The organism is Paenibacillus ferrarius (genome assembly GCF_002027705.1).
In the GTDB taxonomy this organism is placed as follows: Bacteria; Bacillota; Bacilli; order Paenibacillales; family NBRC-103111; genus Paenibacillus_E; species Paenibacillus_E ferrarius.
The window spans coordinates 50003-71664 of the sequence record NZ_MBTG01000015.1 but is presented as its reverse complement, the minus strand read 5'-3'; the positions used below and the strand labels follow the sequence as shown (position 1 = coordinate 71664).

Below are 21662 nucleotides of genomic sequence, written 5' to 3'. Positions count from 1 at the left end.
ATGCTATCAGCTCTTTGGGCACAAATCATCGACTTATCGCTGTTCGTCGTGCTTCTCAGATTCACAACCCCGATCCTGCTTTCGGCTCTGGGTGGACTTATCGCTGATGTCGCAGGAGTCATCAATATCGGTTTGGAAGGCCTTATGCTTATCTCGGCTTTCAGTGCGATTGCCGTTGGCTCTGTAACGGATAGCTGGGTTCTTGGTGTGGTTGCGGGAGTCGCTTCCTCGATGCTGGTGTGTTACGGAATGGGGTTCTTCTCGCTCAAATTGAAAGTAGACATGATCATTACCGGTTTTGCCGTCAATATATTCGGTTCAGGCGTGACGATTTTTCTCATGAATAAAATTTTTGGGGTGACGGGCAACTACTCCCCTTCGGCTGTTCACAATATCCCTGTCGTTCGTATTCCGGTTATTGACACGATTCCTTTCCTTGGGAAGGTGCTTAGCGGTCATAGTCTCATGACGTGGATTGCATTCCTTTCTGTGCTTATCTGTGTATTTATTCTCTACAAAACGCCGTATGGCGTTCATCTCCGTTCAGTTGGCGAAGCGCCGCAAGCAGCCAAATCGCTCGGCATCTCTGTGAACCGCATTCAATTCTCGGCACTCGCTTGGAGTGGATTGTTCACAGGCCTAGCTGGCGCATACTTATCGATGGGCATGACGAGCATGTTTGTGAAGGACATGACGGCAGGAACCGGATTTCTGGCGCTGGCGGTCGTATTGCTGGGGAACCGCAACCCGATTGGTATTTTGTTCGGCTCGCTGATCTTCGGGTTGGCCAGCGCTATTGCGACAGTCGTGCAAACCATTCCGGGGAGTAAGGTTCCGAGTCAGTTTATCCAAATGATTCCTTATCTTGTAACGATAGCAGCGCTTGTTTTCTTTGCGATTCGCAAGAAGAAGAAGCTGAATGATGCGCTCAGAGCGCAGTCTGAAAGATCACCAAATGCAGCTGTAGCATAACCAAAGCAGTGGATAAGAGCTGGGAGGCGGAGCGAACGATGGAAAATGGTAAACGGAAAATCATGATTGATTGCGATCCAGGGCACGATGATGCTATTGCGATCTTGCTGGCAGGGGCTAACCCGCATGTGGAACTGGTCGCTATTACGACGGTAGCAGGCAATGCAGAGGTTGAGAAAACGACGCTTAACGCGTTAAAGGTATGTGAACTGGCAGGTCTCACGCATGTGCCTGTTGCCAAGGGCGCCGGCCAGCCGCTCATACGCAAGCGTCAGACGGCAGCTGATATTCATGGCGAATCGGGCATGGATGGTCCTCTGCTGCCTAATCCAAGCAAAGCGATGGAAGAGGAGCATGCCGTAGATCTCCTTATTCGCAAGTTGATGGAGTCCGATGGCGATATTACGCTGGTCCCTGTCGCGCCGCTTACGAATATTGCTCTAGCGATGCGCAAAGAGCCTGCAATTTTATCTAAAATACAGGAAATTGTCATCATGGGCGGAGGAACGTTCGGCAATACTACGCCTGCTGCAGAGTTTAATATCTATGTAGATGCGGAAGCAGCGAAGGTAGTTTTCGAGAGCGGCGTACCGATCACGATGATGGGGCTGGATTTAACCCACCAAGCGATCGTCACCGACGAAATCCATCAACGCATTCTCGACGTGGACAATCGTGTATCACATTTTGTTCATGAACTGTTGGGATTTTTCGCTCATACGTACAAGGAAGTTTTTGGCTTCGCTGGTGCTCCGATTCACGATGCTTGCTGCGTCGCTTACTGTATTGACCCAACAGCATTCGGAACGAAGAAGCTGCGGGTGGATATTGAAACAAAAGGCGAGCATACGTACGGGATGACCGTCGTTGACTTGCTAGGCGTCACAGGTCGTGAGCCTAATGTTAATGTTGCTTTCACGCTTGATCAGGATAAATTCTGGGCTATGCTCGTTCAAACTTTGAAAAACTACACGTAGAGGTGATCACAATGCAAAATGTGCGGATGATTCTTGATGTTGATACAGGTATTGATGATTCAATGGCGATTCTTCTCGCCCTAAAAACGAAGCATGTCAAAGTAGAAGGCATTACGACTGTCTTCGGGAATACCGATGTGGTGCAAGCGACCCGAAATACGCTGCAAGTGATTGAGCTGTCAGGTGTTCCTTATGAAGTGCCGGTCGCTATGGGTGCAGCACGCCCGTTGTACCGCGATTGGAAAGGGCCTGTCACGCATATTCATGGCGATAACGGTATCGGCAATTGCGAGCTTCCGCTGCCCAAAGGGAAGGCTATTTCCGAAAGCGCTTCAGACTTTATTGTGCGCATGGTCAATGAGAACCCGCACGAGCTGACATTTGTGTTCGTGGGCCGCATGACGAATCTGGCTCTTGCCCTCGCCAAAGATCCTTCCATCGCTTCCAAGGTGAAACGCCTTGTCATCATGGGCGGTGCAGTGAAAGTGCCTGGCAATGTGACTCCTGCTGCCGAAGCGAACATCTACGGCGATCCGGAAGCCGCGCATCGCGTGTTTGAATCGGGTATCCCGATTACGCTCGTTGGCCTTGATGTCACTATGAAAACGATTATCGGCGAGGAACAACGCCTTCATCTTATGGAGTCGCCAGCTCCAGGCAATGAAAGAGCTGCGGCTTACATCGGAGAAGCCTTCCAATTTTATTTTGGCGCTTATGACAAGCAAAATGGTTTCTACGGCGCACCTCTGCATGACCCGCTTGCCGTGGCTGTTGCGGCTCATCCAGATCTGATTACGACGGAAGAACACTATATCCGTATTGAAACGAAAGGTACGATGTCCTACGGAGCTACACTCGCAGATTTGCGCAGATCGGTGGAGGTTACGAATACATCGGTAGGGGTTGATGTTGACAGCCCGCGGTTTCTTGACTACTTCATTACCACATTAAAGAGCTAACGAGAGGAGACACATAGATGAAACCGGTTATTTTGGATGTTGATACAGGTATTGATGATGCGTTGGCTATCAGCTACGCTGTAAATTCCCCTGAGCTCGAGCTGCTGGGTGTGACGACTTGCTTCGGCAATGTAACGGTTCAGGAGGCCACCCGCAATACGCTGCTTGTTCTGGAACATTTGGACAGCTCCATTCCTGTTGTTCCTGGAGCAGCGAAGCCGTTCTATGTAAGCCGTGTGAAAGCCAGTGCGGTTCATATACACGGAAGGGACGGCATGGGGAATACGCTGAGCGAAGGCGAGCAGCCGAAGCGGGAAGCGTCATCGCAATTTGCACCGCAATTTATTATCGATCAGGTGCGGAGCAGACCGCATCAGGTAACGATTATCACCGTGGCTGCGATGACGAATCTGGCGCTGGCCATTATGCAAGCGCCAGACATTGTGAAGCTGATCGATAATGTCATCGTCATGGGCGGAGCGGTAACGCGTGCCGGCAATGCAACGCCGCATGCAGAAGCGAACATATATGCCGACCCGGAAGCCGCGGATTATGTCTTTGCTTCTGGCGTTCCGATTACGCTTGTCGGTCTTGACGTGACGATGGAGACGCTGCTGCCGAAGAAGGACGTTGAGGCGTGGCGGGACAAGGAGACGGCACTGGGAACTTTAATGGCGGATATGACGGAGTTTTACATTGATGCCTATGAAGATTTCTACCCTGGCATCGGCGGCTGCGGCCTGCACGATCCGCTTGCCGTAGGTGTCGCTATCAATCCGGAGTTTGTCACAACAACTCCGCTCTATGTGCGGGTTGATTTGGATGGTTTCCACACGCTGGGCCGCACCGTCGGAGACTTGCGCAGCAAGCCTGCGAATGAGCCCAACATGCAAGTTTGTTTGAAAGTTGATACGGAGCAGTTTCTGAGACATTTTCTCAGTAGAGTAGTTTGACTGGAAGAGACTCGTTTTTCAAGTAGTTTTTTTGTATAATGGCATAATAACGAAACGTGGCGGACTGGGCACACAGTCCGCTTTTTTCTTTTCGCAGGGAGGCATCATGAAATACATTCTATTTGTTTTGGCCGGAGCATGCAGCTTCGGTATGTTATCCACGTTCGTAAAAAAAGCCTATGAGTCAGGCTTTAATGTTGGCGATGTCGTTGGCAGCCAAAACCTTTTTGGCGTACTCATGCTGTGGATTTTGGTGCTTGTTTCAGCCAAATCGAACAAACAAGCCACAGCCGCAAGCGTGTTTAAAGTATCAAAGCGACAAGTTTTCTCGCTCATGCTGGTAGGAACAACGACAGGTTTGACGGGTATGTTTTATTACGCGGCGCTGCAATATATATCTGCATCCTTCGCTATTATCCTTCTATTCCAATTCACGTGGATGGGCATCCTTTTGGAGGCGATTGTTGAACGCAAGCGTCCTGGCAAAGAGAAGCTGTTATCCCTGGTTATTTTGTTTATCGGGATTATTATGGCAAGCGGTTATTTAGGCGGGGGGAAAGAAGCCATCTCTTGGATAGGTGTGACGCTGGGGCTGCTGGCTGCTCTGACGTATGCCTTGTTCATCTGGTTTAGCGGCAAAACAGCCAAACAAGTCGCTCCGATCACACGAAGCGCCATTATGCTAACCGGCTCATTCATTCTTGTCATGCTCGTGTTTCCACCTCACTTTCTTGTGAATGGTTCATTGCATGAGGCACTGCTCCCATGGGCGCTGCTGCTGGCGCTTTTCGGCGTGGTCATCCCGCCATTGTTTTTCGCCATTGGGGTACCCAAGGTTGGAGGCGGCTTGGCGACGATCCTAAGCGCGGCGGAATTGCCGATGGCTGTGGTGATGTCCTATGTCGTGCTGAACGAAGCCGTCAATTGGCTGCAATGGCTGGGCGTCGTGGTAACGATGTGCGGGATTGCCCTTCCTGAGCTGATGAAGCGAATGAAGAAGCCGGTCGTTCTTCGCGAGCAGTTATAATTCGTGTAAAAGTTAAAGAGCCACGCCCCTGATTAGGGAAGCGTGGCTTTTTGATTTTTCTTCAGCCGATGACATTCATCGGTGTTCCTTCTTTGTAAGCCCGTACGTTATCAACCGCTACAGCCATCAGGCGTGTACGCGCTTCTTGGGTAGCCCAAGCGATATGCGGGGTAATGATAACATTACGTGCATGCAAGAGAGGGTTGTCTGGGCTTGGCGGCTCGACGGTTAATACATCTAGCCCGGCTCCGCCCAATCGGCCCTCATTCAGCGCCTGCGCAACATCATCCTCATTCAGAAGTCCGCCTCTTGCTGTATTGAGCAAAATTGCCGTCGGCTTCATCAGCGCAATTCGCTCTGCATTGATCAATTGCGTTGTTTCGGGAGTCAGCGGGCAATGCAGGCTGACGACATCCGCCCGTCGCAGAAGCTCCTCCGTCTGTACCCATTCAATCCCGCTGGTGGGCTCCGGAACACGTCGCCCGCTGCCCGCAGCAAGTACCTTCATGCCCATTGCCTGTGCGATGAGCGCCGTTTGTTTGCCGATTTGTCCGAGGCCAATCAGTCCTATCGTTTTACCGCTTAGCTCAACGAGAGGGGAGCGGCTGTAGCTGAAATCAACCGAACTGGCCCAATCCCCGTTCTGAACACTGTCGCTGTGTTTCTGAACACGATGGCAGAACTCCAATAACAAAGCAAAAACCAACTGTGCTACGGAATGTGTGCTGTAAGCCGGAACATTCGTGACAACAACGCCATTCTCCTTGGCTGCTTGCACATCAACGATATTGTAGCCAGTCGCGAGTACGCCAATATAGCGAAGATGAGGGAGCTGCTTGATCGTTTCGGCCGTAATCGGCGTTTTGTTCGTCAGTACAATCTGGGCATGGGCAGCCCGCCCAGCGATTTGCGATTCCGCAGTTCGATCATGCAAAGTGACTTCGCCAAGCGCGTGCAGCCCGTCCCAATCCAGATCGCCTGGATTGAGTGTATAGCCGTCAAGGACAACAATGTTCATCTGTATGTATCTCCCAACTCGTAAATTCTTGTATATGTCATAAATTCTGAAGGATTTATTTTGTCCCCGGTGCTTCGCGGAAAGGATTCATAAATAATTTGGGGATATTCGTCTCAAAACGAAGCAGCTGCCCTGTGGTCGGATGGATAAAAGCAAGCACACGCGCATGGAGCCCAAGTCGTCCAATCTCTTTGGTTTTCGCTCCGTATTTCTTGTCGCCGACAACCGGGTGCCCGATATCCTGCATATGCACGCGAATTTGATTTTTGCGGCCCGTTTCCAAATTGACTTCAAGCAAAGAGAAGCTTCGGTTGGTTTGGATAGTTTTGTAATGCGTTACGGCGTGCTGCCCATCATTTGGATACGGGGTAGAGAACATTTTCAACGATTTCGTATGTTCCTTAAGCCAGGAGGAAATGGTGCCTTCCGGTTTCTTTACCATGCCTTCAACCAAAGCGACGTAGGTCCGTTCTTTCACGCTTTCCTGCCAAGTATTTTGGAGGTGTTGTTGAGCCTTCTCATTTTTGGCAAACATCATGACACCCGAGGTATCCCGATCTAGACGGTGTACGACGAAAATTCTTGCCTTCGGATCATGGTTGCGTACGTGCGCGGTAAGCTGGCGATATGCGGTTATTTCATTCTCTTGTGTATTTGCGGCGATGGACAGCAGTCCAGCATCCTTTTGAATGACGATCACATCATCATCCTCATGGAGAATGGACATGCCCGCCAGAGGGATGTCCTCTACGATTTTATCTTTATTAATCGTCACCGTTTGGTCTGGCAGCAAGGGGTGATTGTAAGCTGTTACTGCTTTGCCATTCACAGCGACTTGTCCACGGGCGAGAATCGCTTTGACTGAATTTCTTCCCAAACTCGATAGTTTCTCTATTAAAAAAGGCAGGAGCTCCATCGGCTCTTTCACCGTATATTGACGCGTATTCATCTCTTGGTTAGCTTTGGAGTAGCTCGGACTGGAGCTAGGCTTCTGCTTAAAAGTTGGTTTCTGACTAAAGTTTTTTTTCGGACCTTGATTCTTGCCTTGCTTTTTTTGCATACATAAACCTCCGATTTCATTTCCGTTCCTTTGTTTCACAGTACTCAATATACCACGTTCACAAAAGCAATTGAAACGCTCTATGCAAACTCTTATGAAAGGATTCCCGGGAAAGCTTTCTCCGACAGCTTCTGAATCGTACTTCCAGTGAAAAAAGCGCCCTGCAAACGCACATGTTCATAAGGCAAGTGCGGATTGGCAATCCGCCAAAGCATCCGATCCGCCGCACGATACCCAGTTTCGCGAATCGGCAGCTGAGGACGCGAGCATAGTGGAAGTGTCCCGCTTTGTTCATTTAGGAGTGCTGCGAAGGAACACTGTTGAGGAATAGCTGCCCCTAGCCGGCGCAGCGTGTGATAGACAGGGGTAGCTTCCTCATCAATACCGCTAATTACAGCGGTAGGCTGATGCTTGCGGTACTGTGCCTGCAAATCTTCAAGCCACTGATCCGTGCCGTCACGCTGGGTGACGTGCGCCTCGGAATCCACGGGCAAACCAGCTTCCTTCATGGCCTCGCAGAACGCCTGCCAGCGGATCACGAAGCCGCGTTGATCTTTGGTATCTCCCACGTACATGATCTGCTTATGGCCCATCCTGACAAGTCTCCGGACGGCCTGATAGACAGCCTCGTAAACATCCCATATGACACTGTCGACGCTGGATTCTGGAGGCGGGAAATTCAGCAGAATACGAGGCAGCGGCAGCTCCAACAATTTCTGCTCCAAAGAATCGTGGCTCATCCTCGGCGCGATGAACACGCCTTCCGAATAAAGCAGCCCTTCTTTTTCCGCCCATGCTTCGAATTGTGAAGGCTTCAGCTGTGGCGGAATAAGGAGCGGCTGCACGGTATGTCCGAATTCCATGAACCTCTCGTGCAGGCCCTGCAGAAGAAGTTGATTGAAATTCAAGGACAGCTTGTTTTGAACGAGCACGAAACGGCGTTGAACAATGGGATAAGGGGATATGTGGTCAAGCTGCAGCGTCTGCTTCTGATCTTTGGTCATATAGCCTAGCTCACGGGCAAGGCGGAAAACCTCGCTGCGCGTCTGCTCGGACATGCCGGGCAATCCACGCAGTGCCTTGGATACGGTTTGTATGGTTAAGCCCAATTGGCCGGCCAAATCGTGAAGCGTAATTCGTTTGCGCATAGGTTAGGGCCCCTTTTTGCTCTTTTTTAAACTAAATTTAAACTAACTATACTAGGGCTTATCATTCGGATCAACGGTATGCGGACTTCCCGTAGGGGGAACACTGATTACTAAAACCCTATGAATGAGGAATGGTGGGAATCTACATGCTTTTATATCAGCTAACCCAGTGGTTCGAAGAACGTACCACCCTGCAAAAAGCGCTGCAAAGTGGAGCAGATGAAGACAACATGAGCCTGCTGCAGTTAAGAATTCAAGAAGTCGAGGAGCAGCTGCACGTTCATGCCGAACGATGGAAAAATGCGATCCAAGAAGCTTCTTACCTGCAATTCCCTTATGAGAATCCTGTTTGGGATGACGATATGGTTCTTTAGCTGTTCTTTTGAATTCTTTTGGCCTCTGCAGGAGGCTTGTCTTTGTATTTCCTCCGTTTTCGTGTAGAATTAGAGTGATCGATAAACGAAAACAGAACGAGGTTTTTTGCGAATGAAAGTACTTGTAACGACACTGAACGCCAAATTCATTCATACCTCCTTAGCACTTCGCTATCTAAAAGCGTTTTGCGAGAAGGATTTTGATGTTGAAATTACAGAATATACGATCAAAGATCCGGTCATGAATGTCGTGTCCGATATTTATCAGAAAGCCCCGGATGTGCTGGGATTTTCGTGTTATATTTGGAACATTGAAGAAACGATTACGATTATCAAAATGATCAAAAAAATTCGGCCGGATCTCCTGATCATGCTTGGGGGACCTGAGGTCTCCTACGATACCGAGTACTGGATGAACCGTATTCCCGAGGTTGATTTCATCGTGATGGGCGAAGGGGAAGAGACCTTTCACCAGTTGTTGACGGAGATTTCGACGACGCGCAAATATCATTTCGTCTATGGCCTGGCTTATCGCAAAGGTGAGGAAGTCATCCTCATGCCGGGCAGACCTAAGCTGAAACTGGATGATATCCCGTCTCCGCATCGCTTCGCAGAGGATGTGCCGAGTCTTGCGAACCGTGTTGTCTACTTTGAAACGAGCCGGGGCTGCCCCTTCTCTTGTCAATTCTGTCTTTCGAGTATTGAAGTGGGCGTGCGTTATTTTGACATGGAACGAACGAAGTCGGATTTGCTCTATTTAATTGATTCCGGGGCTAAGCTGATTAAATTCGTGGATCGGACTTTTAATATTAAGCGGGATTATGCGATGGAGATTTTCGAATTCCTGATTGCCAATCACCGTGGAACCGTGTTCCAGTTCGAGATTACGGCGGATATCATGCGTCCTGAGGTATTGGATTATTTGGCTGAGAATGCGCCTCCAGGTACGTTCCGTTTCGAAATTGGCGTACAGTCTACGAACGATACGACCAATGATTTAGTCCAGCGCAGGCAAAATTTCTTCAAGCTGAGCCGTACGGTGTCCAAAGTGAAAAACAGCTTGAAAATTGACCAGCATCTTGATTTAATTGCCGGCTTGCCGGAAGAGGACTATAACTCGTTTCGGAAGACGTTTAACGACGTGTTCGAGTTGGGGCCGGAAGAGCTTCAGCTTGGTTTCTTGAAAATGCTGCGCGGTACCGGTATGCGCAATGACGCACACAAATATGGCTATGTCTACATGGACCATGCTCCTTATGAAATTCTGGGCAACGACATCCTGCCCTTCACCGATTTGATTCGGATCAAACGGGTGGAGGACGTGCTCGAGAAATATTGGAACGCCCATCGTATGGATCATACGGTGAAACACTTAATCAAGCATGAATTTGCGTCTGCTTTCGATTTCTTTCAGGAATTCGGCGATTTCTGGGAGGGGCGCGGCTGGCAGAAAATCGGGCATCAGCTCGAGGACCTCTTCACGCGTCTGCGCGACTTCCTGATGTCTCGCGGGACGATGGATATGCGCGTCATTGAAGGGTTGATGAAGCTGGATTATTTCCTGGGTCATAAATATAAGCCGCGCAAAATCTGGTGGGACTTCACCTTGGAGAAGTCCGAGCAGAACAGCTACTTCAAGCTGCTTGCGGAGCAGCCTGAGCTTGTCAGCGGAGATTTCCACCTGCTCCGCATCAACGAGAAAGACCTCCATAAGCATGTCATGCTGGAGGTTCTGCCTTTCGCTTTGCAGACATATCTGCAAAGCGGTGAGATCGATGCGAGCAGCAAGGAACTGCTCGTTGTGCACTTCCCGCCGGACGCTCAGCAGCCGGCTCATTACTACACGATGCCGCTGCATCAGGCGGCCACGGTTTAAGAATAGCCCCACCCCTTCGAATGAAGGGGTGGGGTTTCTTTTGCGCCCCTTTGATTGAAACTTTGCTCCTGAGGGTAATCTATGGTAGTTGAAGCAGGAAGCCATTTGAGAATCTGAGAGGAGAGTTCCCCATGATTGAAACCAAACAGCTGGAAGACCAAATCTCGAAAGTATTGGATGCTAACCCCATTTGCTCCTTTGGTACCATAGATGGCAAGAAGCCAAAGGTTCGGTACATGGCCTTGTTCCACGAAGGTTTGAAGCTATACTTGGCGACGAACAGCAAAACCGATAAAGTGGACGAGATTAAAGAGAATCCCAATGTCCATATATTGGTCGGATACGATGGCAAGCGCTCGTCCGATATCCTGCAAGTCGAAGCTACCGCTGACATATGCAGCGATAACTCGCTTCGTGAGAAGCTATGGGAAAATTCCTTCAAGGAATGGTTCAAAGGCCCCCACGATCCAGAATATATCGTATTGGAAATTACACCATCTTCCATCGAATACACAAGCGGGCACGACAAGCCGCGGGTCTGGAAGAAATAAGGCGGGCGGCTTCCGCAATGCAATTCGCAAAAAACCTTCAATCCCACATTTCATGTGGTGCTGAAGGTTTTTTGGTGCTTTCTGCGGCATGCATGGAGGCGTTTGAGCTCGCTGGGCTGCTGAGTACGTGAAGCCTGCGGCTTGAGCTTGCTGGCACGCCGATGCTCGTGCCCTTTTGCCACACTTGATTCGTGCTGCCTGCGGCTCGAACCCACTGGCACGCAGAAGCTCGTGCCTTTTGCCACACATGATTCGTGCCGCCTGCGGCTCGAACCCACTGGCACGCAGAAGCTTATGCCGGTTACCGCTCGAACTCGCAAAACCTGCGAAAGTGCAGGCTTTTTTCCAATAATCGTTTAAAAAGAAAGAAAACCTGCGAAAGTGCAGGAATTTCGGGATTTTATAGCCTGAAATTGGTAATGAGCCGGAAAAAGATGCACAATCGCAGGAATTTGCTGTAAAAGCTCAAATACATGCCAAGAAAGATGCACAATTGCAGGCTTTTCTGAGAATGTAGAACATCTGATCACTTTCTAACTCATACCACACGCCAAATTTCCATCTACTCCAACACATTATCAGTAGAAGCTCATCCCACACGCCAAAGTCGCCATCTGCTCCAACACATTATCAGAAGAAGCTCATATCACATGCCAAAGTCGCCATCAGCACCAACACATTATCACGAAGAAGCTTCATATCATAGCCAAGTCGCATCTACTCCAACACATTATCACGAAGAAGCTCATACCACACGCCAAGTCGCCGTCAGCATCAACACATTATCACTTAGAAGCTCATCCCACACGCCAAATTGCCATCTACTCCAACGCATTATCAGAAGAAGCTCATATCACATGCCAAAGTCGCCGTCAGCATCAACACATTATCACTTAGAAGCTCATCCCACACGCCAAAGTCGCCATCAGCACCAACACATTATCACTTAAGAAGCTCATATCATACGCCGAGCCACCACCAGCACCATCAGATTATTACTTAGAAGCTCAAACGAACACCATGTCTGCCAACGCACCGTCCACACATCATCACGTTTAAAGCTGACGTCGACTCGGGTTCACCAAAACCTGCGAAAGTGCAGGCTTTTTTCCAATAATCGTTTAAAAAGAAGGGAAACCTGCGATTATGCAGGAATTTTCGGATGTTTTGGCCTGAAGTTGATTATGAGTCCGAAAAAGATGCACAATCGCAGGAATTTGCGGTAAAAGCTCAAATACAAGCCCCAAAAGATGTACTTTCGCAGGCTTTTCTGCAATCGCAGGCCTTACTGCACCCCCAAAGCACCCCCAAACCCTACTGCAACCGCATTAACCTATCAGGCTGCAGTTCATAGCGCACGACATGTCTGCCTTCCGTTCCGGTGACTGGAGCCAACCATCCTTTGGAGCAGAGGGCTTGAAGTGTTCGAACTGCGGTACGGTGGTTGATGCTTAGATGGGTTTCCACATCAATGGGGCGAAGAGGCTGAGCGAGCATGCAGGCAAGTCGAACGATTTCTCGTTCCGCCAAACTATGCAGGTTGACTGGGGTGGAATCTGGTTGGTACCGGCTAATGACCATTCGCAGCAGTGTTAAGCATAGTTCGGGTCGGTGAGCGACGTCGTCATACGCAAATGAAATTACCTGGAAGCCCATCGCAGATAGAAACGTTTCTCGATTCAGCTCGTTGCAGTATTTCTGTCTGTCCATATCTCGAACATGCGGACCAAAGCCTTTAATTTCGATAACCAGTTTCACTGACTTGGTAAGCCAGGCGAAATCACAAAAGTAGGAGAGTCCCCTCCAATCGAATACTTCGAATTCGGGATGCAAATCTTCAAAATTGCCACGAAGCGGCCACCATACATGATGGCAAAACAGCTTTTCTGCCTCCTTGTGTCCCCGCTCCAAACGGCCTCTGCGTTCACCTGTCCTCCTCATTAAATGGGATTGAATATAAGCAGCGTGCGCTTCCTCGAAATTCATTGTGCTCCCCCTCCTCCATAAAAAAAAGAACGCCCTAATCCATTCACAAGAATGGGCTAGGACGTTCTTCGTCTCATAGAAATTATAATGTGAAATCAATGATTTAACCAGTCCTATTCTAAAATATCTTTGGCCGCCGCACAGCATAATCACCTCTATCGACCGAGTCATCAACCGACCTTGAAAGGGACGATTACTCCGCAATGGCAGCTGGGTGGAGTGGGGGCATTGCTTGTAAATTAACGAAAAATAGATTTCCCTGAAAAATCCATTGACCACAGACAAGGATCAGTGATAAGATTGAAAAAATTTACCTATGGATCAATGAGGAGGAAATCGAAAAGTGGCCACGTATTACATGGAACCATCCCGTACGTTTAGTGAGTTTCTGTTGATTCCTAATCTGACAACGAAGGACTGTACACCAGCGAATGTGAAGCTGAAGACGCCGTTAGTGAAATTCAACAAAGGTGAGGAACCCGCGATTTCGTTGAATATCCCGTTTTCATCTGCTGTTATGCAAGCCGTATCTGATGATGGAATGGCGATTGCTTTGGCGCGTTGCGGCGGGATTTCATTTATTTTTGGCTCGCAATCCATTGAAGAAGAAGCGGCAATGGTGCGCAAAGTCAAAGGATACAAAGCCGGCTTCGTCGTTAGCCGCTCTAACTTGACACCGGACCATACGCTAAGCGATTTGCTTGCTTTGAAGGAAGAAACTGGACACTCCACAGTTGCCATCACCGACGATGGTACAGCAAATGGAAAACTGCTTGGTATTGTAACTGGAAGAGATTATCGAATTAGCCGCGACCCGCTGAATCGTCCTATTCATCAGTTCATGACACCTTTCGAAAAGTTGATTTACGGAAAATCAGGGATCACTTTGTCGGAAGCGAACAATCTGATCTGGGATCATAAATTGAATTGCTTGCCGATTGTCGATGAGAATCAGAAGCTGGATACGCTCGTTTTCCGCAAGGATTATGATGAGCATAAAGAGAACCCGCTAGAGCTTCTTGATGGCAATAAAAGCTATATTGTTGGCGCTGGCATCAATACGAAGGATTACAAAGAAAGAGTACCTGCGCTTGTCGAAGCGGGAGTAGATATTCTTGTTATTGATTCATCGGATGGTTACAGTGAATGGCAGCGCGAAACGGTTCAGTATGTAAAAGAGAACTTTAATGTGAAAATAGGGGCCGGCAACGTAGTTGATCGTGAAGGTTTCTTATATTTAGTAGAGTCTGGCGCAGACTTTATCAAAGTAGGTATCGGCGGAGGCTCTATCTGTATCACACGGGAACAAAAAGGGATCGGCCGCGGCCAAGCTTCCTCCATTATGGAAGTTGTGGAAGCCAGAGATCAGTACTTCAAGGAAACAGGTACGTATATTCCTATTTGTTCTGATGGTGGTATCGTGCACGACTACCATGTTACCCTAGCGTTGGCGATGGGTGCAGATTTCGTTATGCTCGGCAGATATTTTGCGCGGTTTGATGAGAGCCCTACAAGAAAATTGAAGGTTGGCAACAACTTTGTGAAAGAGTACTGGGGAGAAGGCTCCAACCGTGCCCGCAACTGGCAGCGTTATGACACAGGCGGCAAGAACAAGCTTTTGTTCGAAGAAGGCGTGGATTCCTATGTACCTTACGCGGGTGGCCTGCAAGAGAACTTGGACAAGACGATTGGCAAAATCAAGTCCACTATGTGCAACTGCGGTTCCTTAACTTTGGATGAATTGAAGATAAACGCAAGAATTGCACTTGTTTCCGCAACAAGCCTTGTTGAAGGCGGCGCGCACGACGTAATTCTCAAAGAAAGCAGCTTGTCGGAAGAATAGCTGCAAGATCACTAAAAGGCTCTCCACAATCATCGTAGTGATGAAGGTGGAGAGCCTTTGGTGTTATAACCGTAAGTTTGGAAGCCTTAAGGCAAGTAGCTGCGAATGACGGTCATTGTTCCTTCCAAGGCATAGCTCCCTAGATCAGCTGGAAGCAGGAAGCAGTCACCTGGCTTGGTGGAAATGCTGCCATCGGCCCACGATAAAGTGCCATTTCCATCTGCGATGACGAGAATGACGAAGCTTTCAGGTGATGTATGGAGCTCCCACTTTGGTCCTACAAGCCCTTTTTCCACTGTGAAAAACGGTGATTCAGCTAATGTCAGCCATGTGCCTGACTCGGCAATATCGGTTTTCATCCGTGTGGAGCCGGAGCCTTCATACGCGATTACATTGAGGGAATCCTCAATATGAAGCTCGCGAAGCTTGCCATCGAGTCCGGGACGATCGTAATCGTACAACCGGTAGGTGGTGTCGGAGTTTTGTTGAATTTCGGCAACAAGCACGCCTGCACCTAAAGCATGAACCGTACCTGCCGGGATGTAGAAGGAATCTCCAGCTTCAACAGGAACTTCTTGCAAGCAGTCCAAGATTCGGTTCTCAGCAATAGCTTGAGCCAAGCTTTCGCGGGTAACGCCTTCTTTCATGCCATATATGATTTTGGCGCCGGGCTTCGCGTCTAGAATGTACCACATTTCTGTTTTGCCAAGTTCACCAGCAGCCAAATTCTTGTAGTGATCGTTCGGATGGACTTGTACGGAAAGATCATCTTCACAGTCCAACAGTTTAATAAGAAGCGGGAATCGGCCGTTTTTTTCGGAAAATCCTTTGGTACCGAATAACGTTTTACCGTATTTCTCGCGAATTTCATCCAAACCCAGACCGGCGAGTTCGCCATTAAGTACTTTTGTTGTGCCGTTCGGGTGATCTCCGATCATCCAGCCTTCGCCAATAGCGCCTTCCGGCAGCTGAAAACCAAACTTCTCCAGGGCTCTTCCTCCCCAGACACGTTCTTTCATTTCAGGTTGAAATTGAAGCGGGTATGATTTCAATGCTATCCCTACTTTCTCTAAGTTCTCCTGCTAGATCATGGTGTTTCCACTCTCTAGCATTATATCATGCGTCTATCTTTTTTCTAGAGCCAGGAGATAGGGGGCGTGAGTACTAGTATTTTTGAATTGGTAGCTTAGCACCTGAAAAGCGGCAAGCGGAAGCTGCTGCGCCCAATTTTCGACAGCGGCAGCTTCTTCCGATCCGCCATCGTGCCCGCTATAAAGCACGATGGTCACTATGCCTCCTTTGCGGAGCAAGCGGAGGGCGGCTTCAAGCGCAGGAATCGTGGATTCCTGCTTCGTAATGGTGCTTGGATCGGCGCCGGGCAAATAGCCGAGATTGAAGGTGACCGCAGCGACCTTGCCATGGCGGTCCTGCGGCACGACTGTTTCCATGAGCGCATGGCTGAATAAGCTCATGTGCACACAAGAAGAAACGTCTGGAAGCTCTTTCTCCAGACGCATCTTGGTTTGATCCAGCGCTTGCTGCTGGATATCGAAGCCGTACACGCTGCCGCGGCTGCCTACCAGCTTCGCTAAGAATAAAGCGTCCACGCCATTGCCGAGGGTCGCGTCAACGACCGTCTCGCCAGCTTGGACACGCTGGCTGATTAATTGGTGAGCAAAGCCCAAAACAGAAACAAAACCCATGCTAGAAAAGCCTCCATGCTGGATTATTTTTTGGTGGCCAGCCATGCGGCCAGCGCCTCAATTTCAGCGGATTTCAATGTACTCTGGAATGGCGGCATATCGCCTTTGCCATTGATGATCTGCGCAGCGATCTCATCCTTCGTTTTGCGCGAACCGACCTTGGTCAGGTTCGGTCCGAAGTCTCCGGTAAGGCCTTCCCCGTGGCAGGCCATGCAGTTGTCCTTGTAAAGCACCTGCGCCTGCGCTGCGGTGCTGGTTGCTCCATCATCCGCCGCCTGCGGCTTGGCGGATGGAGTTGGCGCCGCGCTTGCAGGCGCTGGCGTTGGTGTCGGCGACGGCTTCACAGTCGCCGCTATAGGTGCCGCCGATGCGCTAGGCTGCGGCGTTGAGCTGGCCGCTGGCGTTGCGCTCGCGGCCACAGTCACTGTCGCCGCAACAGTCGGCGCGGCGCTTGCCGCTGCGGTCGCCAGCGGCGACGCACTCGCGACCGCCGACGGTGTGGCGGTCGGCGTCAGCGACCCCGTTTGGCTGCCGCACCCCGCGGAAACGATCATCATTGCAAGAATAGAAACTCCAACCCACTGTTTCATTCATCCCATCTCCTCTATGCGTTCTCATTATATAAAGGAAACGGAATAAATGAAGTTATGGTTTTATGGCGTCCTAATTTGTTTTCCCTGCCCAGAATTTCCCCTGCCAAGTGTTTCTTTCCTTCAACATCTGATCAAAAGCGTTCAGCACTTCCCATTTCTTCAGGCTCCACATCGGTCCGATCAACAGATCGCGGGGCGCATCTCCTGTTAATCGATGAACGATCATTTCTGGCGGCAGAAACTCAAGTGTATCTACAATCAACTTCACATATTCATCTTTTTCGAGGAATTGAAGCAAGCCAGCTTCATATTGTTTCACCATCGGTGTTTTACGCATTAAATGAAGCAAATGGATTTTGATGCCCTGCACATCCATTTGAGCGACTGCTCGTCCGGTATCCAGCATCATCTCATGCGTTTCGCCGGGCAATCCGTAAATAATGTGCGCACAGGTGCGAATATTATGCTTGCGGAGCTTGGCAACCGCATCAAGATAGCATTGTGTGTCATGCGCTCTGTTAATGAGCTGTGAAGTCGACTCATGGACTGTCTGCAAGCCCATTTCGACCCACAAATAGGTCCGCTCATTCAGTTCCGCCAAGTATTCAATAACATCGTCGGGTAAGCAATCCGGCCTGGTTGCGATCGATAAGCCAACAACACCCGGCTGCTGCAAAATGGTTTCATAGTATTCCCGTAATTCCTCGACGGGCGCATACGTATTGGTATATGCCTGAAAGTACCCGATATAGCTGGCTTCCGGCCATTTTTGATGCTGAAGATCTCTGATCTTATTGAATTGGGTAACAAGATCATCGCGGCGGCTGCCCGCAAAATCACCTGATCCTCTGGCACTGCAGAACGTGCAGCCGCCGGTTGCGATCTTGCCATCGCGGTTCGGACAAGTAAAGCCTGCGTCCAGCATAACTTTAAACACTTTTCCGCCGAAAGCATCACGCATTTCATAATTCCATGTATGGAAACGTTTGTCTCCCCATAATTGAGGGGACTCCTGCAAAGTAGTAGACATGAGTTGTTGCTCCTTTCTTTCCACCTTATTGTAGCGAAAAACAACTATGAAAGCGACCCCTGCCTTTCCAACAAGTTCCCCGTTAAAAGTGGGCTTCAAGGAGCATGATAACTTTGCACCACCATTACACGGCGAGAGGGGAAATGGACAGATGAAGAAGCTTCATACCATTACTTTGACGTTAGCTCTGACGACTGCATTGAGTTTGGGGGCAATGGGTGCTCAAGCAAACACGAGTACAACAATGAATACCGGTACGGGGAATTCTGGAGCAACGGGGACTACGACAACTTCGAGTTATACGGGCAGTAACTACGACGCCACGGTGGGTACAGGAGCTGCCACGGGAACAATAACAGGAACAGGAACAGGAACGAGCACCTACTCGGGGAATACGACGAACGGGACAACAAATACCTATTCAGGTACAACCGGTACGGGCGTAAGCTCTTATCCCAATGTGACAGGAACGGGCACGGGCGTAAGCTCCTATTCCAATGGGACAGGAACCAGCACATATACCGGCAACGGAACAGGTGTGATGGGCCAAATTAATGGATACGGCAATAATATGATGGATCGCATGAGCACGAAAATGAAAGGTACAAGCACGGGGACAGGAACAAACATTGGTCATTATGATACTAATTCTTATCGAACTTATGCAACAACTCCCACAGAGACCAAAAGTATGAATTGGGGCTGGCTTGGCCTTGTTGGTCTGTTGGGTCTGGTGGGACTACGCAGTGGCAACAAACAAAGAGACGAAAGCTTTAAGTAATGAACAAGGCGCCTTCCAATTGGAGGGCGTTTTTATTTCGAGAGTGTACCCGAGCCCGCGAAAAAAGCCCTCTCAACCCCAACTAGAACGATCTGCCACTCATAAAGGCGAACCATATAGCCAAAGCTACTACTATAGAGTTGAAGAAAAGCAATTGAAAGTGGATGACTCCTACGACTTCTTCGACAGCAGCGGAAACGTTGTCAGTTGCGCTGACTGTTAATGAGGCGTTGGCTTGGGAAGCAGTGCATGTCACATGTTGGATGTGTAAATCCCTTTGATTTTTTCCGTGGAATGGTCTATGATTTGTATTCGATAGCTTGTACGTGTAGGAGGCAAATTGTAGATGCGTTTACGGGGAAGAAAAGGAATTCGAGAAGATATAGAACGTCAGAAGGAACTCGTTGTTTTGAATGCGAAGGACCACAAAGGAAAGTGGGCTGCCTTGTTCGGAAACAACAATCCGATTCATGCGGAGCTTGGGATGGGCAAAGGCCGCTTCATCAGCGAGATGAGCAAGAAATACCCGGATATTAATTTCATCGGTGTCGATATGTATGATGAGCTTATCCGCAAAGCCAGCGAAAAGGCAAAGGTTGCTCATGAGCTGCAATCGGAGGAAGAGACGGATGCTGTGCTGAACATTCCGAATCTGAAGCTGATGCTTTTCAACATTGAACATATCGAAGAAGCTTTCGCTGAAGGAGAGCTGGAGCGGGTTTATCTGAACTTCAGTGATCCATGGCCGAAAAAAAAGCACGCACGCAGACGCTTGACGCATCCTGGTTTTGTTGAGAAATACAAACAAATCTTGAATGCGAAGGGTGAGATTCATCTGAAAACCGATTCCCAATCCTTATTTGAATTCTCCTTGAATTCTTTTGCCGATATGGGACTAAGAATGCGCAATATTTCGTTGAATTTGCATGTGGATGGCATTCATCCTGACCATGTGATGACCGAATACGAAACGAAGTTCGCCGGACAAGGCATGAACATTCACCGCTGTGAGGTTGTGATTGGTCAAGATGCGCTTGCCGCACATCTTGAGCAGTTGAGCAAGCCTCAAGCTGAATAAACGTTAAAAAGCCATCTTACTGCAGCCTTGGTGCTTCAGTAAGATGGCTTTTTCTCTATGCAGGGACTAACTAGCCCATTAATTGCAAAATGACTTCAGAACAATCCAGTGAAGGTTCTTTCAGTCTGCGATGGTAGTTGGAAACGCGTGTAGCTTCCACATCGGTATACCGGCTTGCCAACATGGTCAGCCAGCTGGCAATCGTATCTGCTGAGCGGATTCGCTCACCCAAGCCTTGCTGGGTAAAGTAGTGTACGTTTTCTTCCTCTTGTCCCGGAATCGGATCATAGAAAAGCATGGGAATCGATTTGGCGAGTCCTTCTGAACAAGTCATCCCGCCTGGCTTGGTGACGAGTAGATCGGAAGCTTCCATCAGCTTGTCGATTTCCTGGGTGAATCCAAGCAAATGAACGTTGGGATGCTGATAGCGGCTATCCATTGCAAGCTTTGCCCGCGCTTTGTGATTGTTGCCTAAGCAAAAGATGAATTGAATGCGATCCCGCCATTTCACCAGATGCTCACTGAGTGAATCCCCGCCGATTAACCCCCAGCCGCCGCCCATGACTAAGACCGTAGGCATGGAGGCCAACTGAAATTGCTGTCGAATCAGCGTTTTGTCGTGCGCTTCACGAAAGCTAGGATGCACAGGAATGCCGGTAATAGCTACCTGAGCGTCGGCAATGCCCCGGCCGAGGAGCTTGTTTTTGACACAGGCTGTTGAAACCATGTATTTATTCACTTCGCTGCTTACCCAAGTCCCGTGCACATCATAATCCGTAATAACCGTGCATAGGGGAACGGCGAGGCCGGCTCTTTTTAAACGGGAGACAACAACGCTGGGAAAAGGATGCGTACATACGATGGCTTGCGGCGCCCATTCTTGGATAATCGCTGCTGTCTGTGCATAGCAGATTCGATGCAGCGCCAGTTGTGTCAGGCGATTTAACGATTTTTTATATTGTGAACGGTAAAGTTTCCCATAGAGCTTGGGGCTGGTCGTCAGCGTCTTCTTGTAGGCTTGGAAGACCCAAGGTGCAATCGTCGGGTGAAGAAAGGAGCCTAATTCCAGAACAAGCGTCTCAATTGTTGAGCAGCGCTTCTCCAGACTAACGGCAAGCGCATAGGCCGCTTGTGTATGGCCGGCTCCGAAGCCCTCGGAGAGGATGAGAACCCTTTTTTTACCATGCAAAATATCCATTCATTACCCCCATGCTGCTACTGTAAGTAGAGAAGCGGTGGAACCGATCAAACAACCAACGATACAATCCGAAGGGTAGTGCAGTCCCAAGTAAATACGTGACAGGCTCACACTTAAAGCAAGTGGGACAAGAACAAGGCCAAGTGCAGGCATTAGTGTCATAAAAGGAAAAATGATGGAGAAAATGGCGGTTGTATGCCCGGATGGAAAGGAATGATCCGTTAGCGGATTTTTACCTATAATGGTTTGGGGATGGACGAGATAGGGACGAAGCCTTGGATACTTCTTCTTAATGATAGCAACGGGAATATGGCTTATTGTTAAAGCAACCAGCGCTTGAATGCCTGCTGTCCGCAGCGCGCCATGTCCGAATAAAGCACAGCATATGGAAATAACAATCGTAGCGGTGGCTCCGCCTACATGTGTAATTTTGGAAAAGAATAAGTCGAGAAAGAAATGCTGAATACGTTGGTTCACAAAGTGGAATGCGCGTGTTTCATGATGTTGAAGCCAATTCACGACTCTGCTCATGAGT

22 protein-coding genes are annotated in these 21662 nt (G+C 49.2%); 11 read left to right on the top strand and 11 right to left on the bottom strand.

Annotated elements, in window-relative coordinates; translation table 11 throughout:
- From BC351_RS17700 to BC351_RS17680, 5 genes are all read left to right on the top strand, one after another.
- The gene (locus BC351_RS17700; protein ID WP_079414073.1) at positions 1-972 is read left to right on the top strand and encodes an ABC transporter permease; all 972 of its coding nucleotides are present in this window, start codon (positions 1-3) and stop codon (positions 970-972) included.
- A gap of 38 nt (positions 973-1010) precedes the next feature.
- A complete protein-coding gene (locus tag BC351_RS17695; protein WP_079414072.1) occupies positions 1011-1949 on the top strand; it encodes a nucleoside hydrolase in 939 nt (312 codons plus the stop codon).
- A gap of 11 nt (positions 1950-1960) precedes the next feature.
- Positions 1961-2908 (top strand): nucleoside hydrolase, encoded by a 948-nt coding sequence (locus BC351_RS17690; protein WP_079414071.1) that lies wholly within the window; start codon positions 1961-1963, stop codon positions 2906-2908.
- A gap of 17 nt (positions 2909-2925) precedes the next feature.
- Positions 2926-3861 (top strand): nucleoside hydrolase, encoded by a 936-nt coding sequence (locus BC351_RS17685; RefSeq protein WP_079414070.1) that lies wholly within the window; start codon positions 2926-2928, stop codon positions 3859-3861.
- A gap of 106 nt (positions 3862-3967) precedes the next feature.
- Positions 3968-4888 (top strand): EamA family transporter, encoded by a 921-nt coding sequence (locus tag BC351_RS17680; protein ID WP_079414069.1) that lies wholly within the window; start codon positions 3968-3970, stop codon positions 4886-4888.
- A gap of 61 nt (positions 4889-4949) precedes the next feature.
- On the opposite strand, the gene BC351_RS17675 is transcribed toward BC351_RS17680, so the two are convergent.
- The 3 genes from BC351_RS17675 to BC351_RS17665 all read right to left on the bottom strand — a co-directional run bounded on the left by BC351_RS17675 (position 4950) and on the right by BC351_RS17665 (position 8114).
- On the bottom strand, positions 4950-5906 hold the full coding sequence (locus BC351_RS17675) for a D-2-hydroxyacid dehydrogenase (protein ID WP_079414068.1): 957 nt from the start codon (positions 5904-5906) through the stop codon (positions 4950-4952).
- Positions 5907-5961: 55 nt separating this feature from the next.
- Positions 5962-6966, bottom strand: coding sequence for an RluA family pseudouridine synthase (locus BC351_RS17670; RefSeq protein WP_079414067.1), 1005 nt, complete (start codon positions 6964-6966; stop codon positions 5962-5964).
- Between the two features lie 92 nt (positions 6967-7058).
- Positions 7059-8114 carry a LacI family DNA-binding transcriptional regulator gene (locus BC351_RS17665; RefSeq protein WP_079414066.1) on the bottom strand — a complete coding sequence of 352 codons (1056 nt, stop codon included), beginning with the start codon at positions 8112-8114 and terminating at the stop codon, positions 7059-7061.
- Between the two features lie 146 nt (positions 8115-8260).
- Here BC351_RS17665 and BC351_RS17660 point away from each other — a divergent pair, with 146 nt between their 5' ends.
- From BC351_RS17660 to BC351_RS17650, 3 genes are all read left to right on the top strand, one after another.
- Positions 8261-8488 carry a hypothetical protein gene (locus BC351_RS17660; RefSeq protein ID WP_144028437.1) on the top strand — a complete coding sequence of 76 codons (228 nt, stop codon included), beginning with the start codon at positions 8261-8263 and terminating at the stop codon, positions 8486-8488.
- Between the two features lie 112 nt (positions 8489-8600).
- Positions 8601-10364, top strand: coding sequence for a B12-binding domain-containing radical SAM protein (locus tag BC351_RS17655; RefSeq protein WP_079414064.1), 1764 nt, complete (start codon positions 8601-8603; stop codon positions 10362-10364).
- Between the two features lie 131 nt (positions 10365-10495).
- A complete protein-coding gene (locus BC351_RS17650; RefSeq protein ID WP_079414063.1) occupies positions 10496-10915 on the top strand; it encodes a pyridoxamine 5'-phosphate oxidase family protein in 420 nt (139 codons plus the stop codon).
- A 37-nt stretch (positions 10916-10952) separates the two neighbouring features.
- Here BC351_RS17650 and BC351_RS17645 read toward each other — a convergent pair whose 3' ends face one another.
- The gene (locus BC351_RS17645; protein WP_079414062.1) at positions 10953-11162 is read right to left on the bottom strand and encodes a hypothetical protein; all 210 of its coding nucleotides are present in this window, start codon (positions 11160-11162) and stop codon (positions 10953-10955) included.
- A gap of 1067 nt (positions 11163-12229) precedes the next feature.
- Positions 12230-12901 carry a DUF559 domain-containing protein gene (locus BC351_RS17640; RefSeq protein ID WP_079414061.1) on the bottom strand — a complete coding sequence of 224 codons (672 nt, stop codon included), beginning with the start codon at positions 12899-12901 and terminating at the stop codon, positions 12230-12232.
- A 343-nt stretch (positions 12902-13244) separates the two neighbouring features.
- On the opposite strand from BC351_RS17640, the gene BC351_RS17635 reads away from it, so the two are divergent.
- The gene (locus BC351_RS17635) at positions 13245-14744 is read left to right on the top strand and encodes an IMP dehydrogenase (protein WP_079414060.1); all 1500 of its coding nucleotides are present in this window, start codon (positions 13245-13247) and stop codon (positions 14742-14744) included.
- An 86-nt stretch (positions 14745-14830) separates the two neighbouring features.
- On the opposite strand, the gene BC351_RS17630 is transcribed toward BC351_RS17635, so the two are convergent.
- The 4 genes from BC351_RS17630 to mnmL all read right to left on the bottom strand — a co-directional run bounded on the left by BC351_RS17630 (position 14831) and on the right by mnmL (position 18070).
- On the bottom strand, positions 14831-15796 hold the full coding sequence (locus BC351_RS17630; protein ID WP_079414059.1) for a type I phosphomannose isomerase catalytic subunit: 966 nt from the start codon (positions 15794-15796) through the stop codon (positions 14831-14833).
- A 72-nt stretch (positions 15797-15868) separates the two neighbouring features.
- Positions 15869-16447 carry a tRNA 5-(aminomethyl)-2-thiouridylate-methyltransferase MnmM gene (gene mnmM / locus BC351_RS17625; protein ID WP_079414058.1) on the bottom strand — a complete coding sequence of 193 codons (579 nt, stop codon included), beginning with the start codon at positions 16445-16447 and terminating at the stop codon, positions 15869-15871.
- A 23-nt stretch (positions 16448-16470) separates the two neighbouring features.
- Positions 16471-17037 (bottom strand): c-type cytochrome, encoded by a 567-nt coding sequence (locus BC351_RS17620; protein WP_079414057.1) that lies wholly within the window; start codon positions 17035-17037, stop codon positions 16471-16473.
- A 73-nt stretch (positions 17038-17110) separates the two neighbouring features.
- A complete protein-coding gene (gene mnmL, locus BC351_RS17615) occupies positions 17111-18070 on the bottom strand; it encodes a tRNA modification radical SAM protein MnmL/YtqA (protein WP_079414056.1) in 960 nt (319 codons plus the stop codon).
- A 151-nt stretch (positions 18071-18221) separates the two neighbouring features.
- Between mnmL and BC351_RS17610 the strand changes: the two genes are divergently transcribed.
- Both BC351_RS17610 and trmB read left to right on the top strand, forming a co-directional pair.
- Positions 18222-18851 carry a WGxxGxxG-CTERM domain-containing protein gene (locus tag BC351_RS17610; protein ID WP_079414055.1) on the top strand — a complete coding sequence of 210 codons (630 nt, stop codon included), beginning with the start codon at positions 18222-18224 and terminating at the stop codon, positions 18849-18851.
- A 346-nt stretch (positions 18852-19197) separates the two neighbouring features.
- Positions 19198-19929: a tRNA (guanosine(46)-N7)-methyltransferase TrmB gene (gene trmB / locus BC351_RS17605; RefSeq protein ID WP_079414054.1), complete on the top strand. Its 732-nt coding sequence runs from the start codon at positions 19198-19200 to the stop codon at positions 19927-19929.
- A 70-nt stretch (positions 19930-19999) separates the two neighbouring features.
- Here trmB and BC351_RS17600 read toward each other — a convergent pair whose 3' ends face one another.
- Together BC351_RS17600 and BC351_RS17595 are read right to left on the bottom strand one after the other, a co-directional pair.
- Positions 20000-21127, bottom strand: coding sequence for an MGDG synthase family glycosyltransferase (locus tag BC351_RS17600; RefSeq protein ID WP_079414053.1), 1128 nt, complete (start codon positions 21125-21127; stop codon positions 20000-20002).
- A 3-nt stretch (positions 21128-21130) separates the two neighbouring features.
- Positions 21131-21658 (bottom strand): phosphatase PAP2 family protein, encoded by a 528-nt coding sequence (locus BC351_RS17595; RefSeq protein WP_079414052.1) that lies wholly within the window; start codon positions 21656-21658, stop codon positions 21131-21133.
- Positions 21659-21662: the final 4 nt, after the last annotated feature.

Bases quoted from the DNA above. Each gene is read 5' to 3' on its own strand.
- BC351_RS17670 (WP_079414067.1), bottom strand. From the start codon at position 6,966: ATGCAAAAAAAGCAAGGCAAGAATCAAGGTCCGAAAAAAAACTTTAGT.
- BC351_RS17650 (WP_079414063.1), top strand. From the start codon at position 10,496: ATGATTGAAACCAAACAGCTGGAAGACCAAATCTCGAAAGTATTGGAT.
- BC351_RS17655 (WP_079414064.1), top strand. From the start codon at position 8,601: ATGAAAGTACTTGTAACGACACTGAACGCCAAATTCATTCATACCTCC.
- BC351_RS17685 (WP_079414070.1), top strand. From the start codon at position 2,926: ATGAAACCGGTTATTTTGGATGTTGATACAGGTATTGATGATGCGTTG.
- BC351_RS17660 (WP_144028437.1), top strand. From the start codon at position 8,261: ATGCTTTTATATCAGCTAACCCAGTGGTTCGAAGAACGTACCACCCTG.
- BC351_RS17620 (WP_079414057.1), bottom strand. From the start codon at position 17,037: ATGAAACAGTGGGTTGGAGTTTCTATTCTTGCAATGATGATCGTTTCC.
- BC351_RS17600 (WP_079414053.1), bottom strand. From the start codon at position 21,127: ATGGATATTTTGCATGGTAAAAAAAGGGTTCTCATCCTCTCCGAGGGC.
- BC351_RS17610 (WP_079414055.1), top strand. From the start codon at position 18,222: ATGAAGAAGCTTCATACCATTACTTTGACGTTAGCTCTGACGACTGCA.
- BC351_RS17680 (WP_079414069.1), top strand. From the start codon at position 3,968: ATGAAATACATTCTATTTGTTTTGGCCGGAGCATGCAGCTTCGGTATG.
- BC351_RS17665 (WP_079414066.1), bottom strand. From the start codon at position 8,114: ATGCGCAAACGAATTACGCTTCACGATTTGGCCGGCCAATTGGGCTTA.
- mnmM (WP_079414058.1), bottom strand. From the start codon at position 16,447: ATGGGTTTTGTTTCTGTTTTGGGCTTTGCTCACCAATTAATCAGCCAG.
- BC351_RS17640 (WP_079414061.1), bottom strand. From the start codon at position 12,901: ATGAATTTCGAGGAAGCGCACGCTGCTTATATTCAATCCCATTTAATG.
- trmB (WP_079414054.1), top strand. From the start codon at position 19,198: ATGCGTTTACGGGGAAGAAAAGGAATTCGAGAAGATATAGAACGTCAG.
- BC351_RS17695 (WP_079414072.1), top strand. From the start codon at position 1,011: ATGGAAAATGGTAAACGGAAAATCATGATTGATTGCGATCCAGGGCAC.
- mnmL (WP_079414056.1), bottom strand. From the start codon at position 18,070: ATGTCTACTACTTTGCAGGAGTCCCCTCAATTATGGGGAGACAAACGT.
- BC351_RS17700 (WP_079414073.1), top strand. From the start codon at position 1: ATGCTATCAGCTCTTTGGGCACAAATCATCGACTTATCGCTGTTCGTC.
- BC351_RS17675 (WP_079414068.1), bottom strand. From the start codon at position 5,906: ATGAACATTGTTGTCCTTGACGGCTATACACTCAATCCAGGCGATCTG.
- BC351_RS17595 (WP_079414052.1), bottom strand. From the start codon at position 21,658: ATGAGCAGAGTCGTGAATTGGCTTCAACATCATGAAACACGCGCATTC.
- BC351_RS17690 (WP_079414071.1), top strand. From the start codon at position 1,961: ATGCAAAATGTGCGGATGATTCTTGATGTTGATACAGGTATTGATGAT.